This window comes from Trinickia sp. (assembly GCF_051961175.1).
In the GTDB taxonomy this organism is placed as follows: domain Bacteria; phylum Pseudomonadota; class Gammaproteobacteria; order Burkholderiales; family Burkholderiaceae; genus Trinickia.
Map to the genome: position 1 here is coordinate 1 of NZ_JBQCDN010000036.1, position 3,548 is coordinate 3,548.

Below are 3,548 nucleotides of genomic sequence, written 5' to 3' on the forward strand. Positions count from 1 at the left end.
TGGCCGCCTGAGTGGCCCAAGGCATGGGGACGTTTCCTCCGCGTTCGCGGCGGTTCCCAGTTATCGCAATCTCGGCCGCAGGCACTCGATACTGACGCGATTTTCAGAAAAATCTGACGGTAATCAATCCGATTGACAACGTAAACAGCGTCGCGCCGAAATTTGGGATAAGCGCAGTGCTGTACCATTCGCGCTCATGAGAGTCGTGCATTATTGCCATTTTTCCAACTGAAAACGATAACCGTCGCCGATTAATGAGTCGCTTCGAACCCAGTTTGCTCGATAAGTTGTTCGGCGATGGCCGGAACCAGCCGGCGTCCGCCGTCGTGCGGCAGTTGTCGCTCGACGAACTCAAAGGCTCGGTCGCTCGTCATATCGAGTCTCTTCTGAATGCCCGAATTACATATACAGACGAACGCCTCGCCGGGTTCGACGAATGCCGGCGGTCGGTGCTGACCTACGGCCTGAACGATTTTGCTGGACTAAGCCTTGCCAGCCATGACGACCGGGAAACCATCTGCAAGTCGATTCGACTTGCGATAGAACGCCACGAGCGCAGGCTCAAACAAGTCGAGGTCAAACTGGAAATGAACGCACAGTCCACGAACGTGCTGTGCTTCGCCATCAAGGCGATGTTGGTGGTGCACCCAGCAGAGGAACCGGTCAGCTTCGATGCGATGCTCCAACCGGCCACGCTGCAATATTCGGTCGCACGTGCACGCCCCAAGCGGTCCTAAGCGCAGCACGGAGGGTAGCGCCTCCAACGACATAACAAGATTCTGAGAGTTAGATGGACGAATTGCTGCCGTACTACGAGCGCGAACTATCTTTTTTGCGTCGCTATTCCGAAGACTTCGCACAGCGCTATCCCAAGATCGCGGGGCGGCTTTTGCCGGTGGCCGAGCAGAGCGACGATCCGTACATCGAGCAAATGATCCATGCGATCGCGCTATTCGATGCCCGAATCCGCAAGAAGCTCGATGACGATTATCCGAACAGCGTCGAGGCGTTGTTCGACAACCTCCATCCCCACTATCTACGGCCGTTCCCGGCTTGTTCGATCGCTCAGTTTTCCGTTGATCCTGCCGTCGTTGAGCCGCGTTCTTTTGTGATCGCACGGGGCACGGAATTGGTCAGCCGATCGATCAACGGCGTCCAATGCCAATTCAAAACCGCTTACGACGTCACGCTCGCCCCGCTTACGATCAGTGCGGTGCGCTATCTGCCGGCTGCGGCGGCGCCCGTCGTGCTACCCGCGAACGCGGCCGGGATCGTATCCATCACGTTTGAAACAACGGCGCCGCAGCTGGACTTGCGCTCGCCGGCCTTGCGCACGATCCGCCTGCATTTGAACGGCGAATCTTCGTTTATTGCCGCGCTGGCCGATGGCCTGTTCATCCATGCGCTGGCAAGCTATGTGGAGGGCGAAGACGACGGCCGCTGGAGACCGCTCCGGACCGTGCCGATCAAGCAAGCCGGTTTCGGCAAGCACGATACGCTGCTGGACTATCCTTTGCGGTCGCACCCGGCCTACCAGCCGCTGGCTGAATATTTCGGCTTTCAAGAGAAATTCGATTTCGCCGACATCGATCTCGCAGCGATGCTCGATACGGCGGGCCCATGCCGACTCGCCACACTGCATGTGGTCCTGAAGGAGGGCCACGGCAACCCACATGCGGGGCGACTGCTGGAGTCGTTGTCGACGACGCATTTCCGACTCTTCTCGACGCCCGTCGTTAATCTGTTCAGCCGACGCGGCGAACCGATTCGCCTGACGCACGAAGAGGTCGCGTATCCGGTCTTGGCCGATGCAGGCCATGCGTCTTCCTACGACGTTTACTCGATCGATTCGGTGCATCTCGTCCGTCAAACGCCAGAGCAAGATCGGATCATGGAGTTACCGCCGCTTTTCGTGCAGCGCTATGGCGATGCGCATGGGGCTGGGCATTGTTGGTTCGCTCGCCGAAACGAAGCGGTGGCGTCGGTGAGCCCCGGCTACGAAACCGAGATTTCGGTAGTCGAGGCCAACTTCAATCCGATGGCTGTGCAGACCGATACGTTGAGTTTCAAGCTGACGTGCACGAACCGCGATCTGCCGTCGCGACTTGCCGTTGGGCTCGAAGGCGGCGATTTGTTCGTGCATGACGGTGTCGATGACGGCCCGACGCCCAGTATCGCGATGCTGCGCCGGCCGACGCACACCCTGCGCTTCGAGCGCGACGACGAGTTGCAACTGCGGCTCGCTTCGCACATGGTGCTCGATCATCTCTCGCTTGCGCAGATGCATCTTGCGGCGCTCAGGACGATCTTGGTGTTGTACGACCAGCGGCGCTCCGCCGTGTCAGCGCGTCATATCGAAGGGATTGTCGGCCTCGAGTCGCGCGATGCGATGGTCGAGTTGCCCGGCTACCCGTATCCGACGGCCGTGCAAGGCATCGAAATACGCTTGACCATCGACGAACGTCATTTCGTCGGCGCCAGCATCGCGGCGTTCGCGGGGGCGATCGATCAGTTTCTCGGGTACGACGTCCGTATAAACAGCTTTGTCCAGTTGATCGTCGTATCGAAGCATACGGGCGAAGAAATCATGCGATGCAAGCCGCGCAACTGCGACTCCGTACTCGCGCAACCCACGCAACTAGCGAACGCACCTCACGGAAGCCTTGGCCGATGACGACAAACTACAACGATTTCGACGACGAGCTGCTGCGGCACTACTACGAAAAGGAACTCGAGATCCTACGCCGCGACATGCGTGCCTTCGCCGAGCGAAACCCGGAAGCGGCCGCGCGCCTATCGATCAACAGCGATGGACGCTCGGACGATCCGGGCGTCGAACGTCTTGCGCAGTCGACAGCCCTGATGAACGCTCGGCACAGCATGAAGATCGACGACGATTATCCGGAGCTGTCCGAGGCGGTGATCGAACGATCGTATCCGCAGTACCTGCGGCCGTTTCCGTCATGCTCGGTCGCCCAGTTCGACATTGCTGGCATGTTCGACGGCTTGGCGGAGCCCGTGCACATTGCGCGCGGCACGCAGCTATTGACCAAGAGCGGAAAGTGCAACTTCCGCACCGCGTACGATGTGGTGCTTGCGCCGTTGCGAATCACGCGTGCGCATTACGCCCTTACCCCGGCCGTTCCGCCCAGCGTGAAGCTGCCGCCCGAGATGAGCGGCATGCTGTCCGTGACCTTTGCTTCAGTCAAACCCGGCTGCGGCCTCGATGTGGCGACACCAAACACCCTACGTGTCCACGTGGCCGGTCAGCCGCAAACGGCTGCTGCGCTCATCGATACCTTGCAACTGCGTACGACCAAGGCTTATGTGGAAGACAGCACGGGGCGCTGGGCACGTCTTGCGGACCATCCGGTCAAGAGAGTGGGCTTCGAACCGCAGGATTGGCTTTTCACGGATGCAAAGGAGCCCGGTCAGGCATTTGGGCTGCTCGGTGAATATTTCGCATTTCCGCAACGCTTTCATTTCATCGACATTGATTTCGCCGGGCTGCGCTTGGCTGCCCCCGGTGGCCAACTCACGCTTCATCT

The 3,548-nt window shown here is 59.4% G+C and carries 3 protein-coding genes; all 3 read left to right on the forward strand.

The window, feature by feature from the left end; genetic code table 11:
- Positions 1-254: 254 nt before the first annotated feature.
- Complete coding sequence (tssE, locus tag ACTHL0_RS02235) at positions 255-737, forward strand: type VI secretion system baseplate subunit TssE (protein WP_440564954.1); 483 nt, start codon at positions 255-257, stop codon at positions 735-737.
- 53 nt (positions 738-790) lie between these two features.
- Entirely contained in the window at positions 791-2,674 is a 1,884-nt protein-coding gene (gene tssF, locus ACTHL0_RS02240; RefSeq protein ID WP_440564955.1) for a type VI secretion system baseplate subunit TssF, read from the forward strand.
- Positions 2,671-3,548, forward strand: an 878-nt coding sequence (locus tag ACTHL0_RS02245; RefSeq protein ID WP_440564956.1) for a type VI secretion system baseplate subunit TssF, incomplete at its 3' end; no start/stop codon positions are given. The genes tssF and ACTHL0_RS02245, both read left to right, overlap by 4 nt.

What these genes read in the sequence shown, in the direction of transcription:
- tssE (WP_440564954.1), top strand. Translation starts at nt 255, where the DNA reads ATGAGTCGCTTCGAACCCAGTTTGCTCGATAAGTTGTTCGGCGATGGC.
- tssF (WP_440564955.1), top strand. Translation starts at nt 791, where the DNA reads ATGGACGAATTGCTGCCGTACTACGAGCGCGAACTATCTTTTTTGCGT.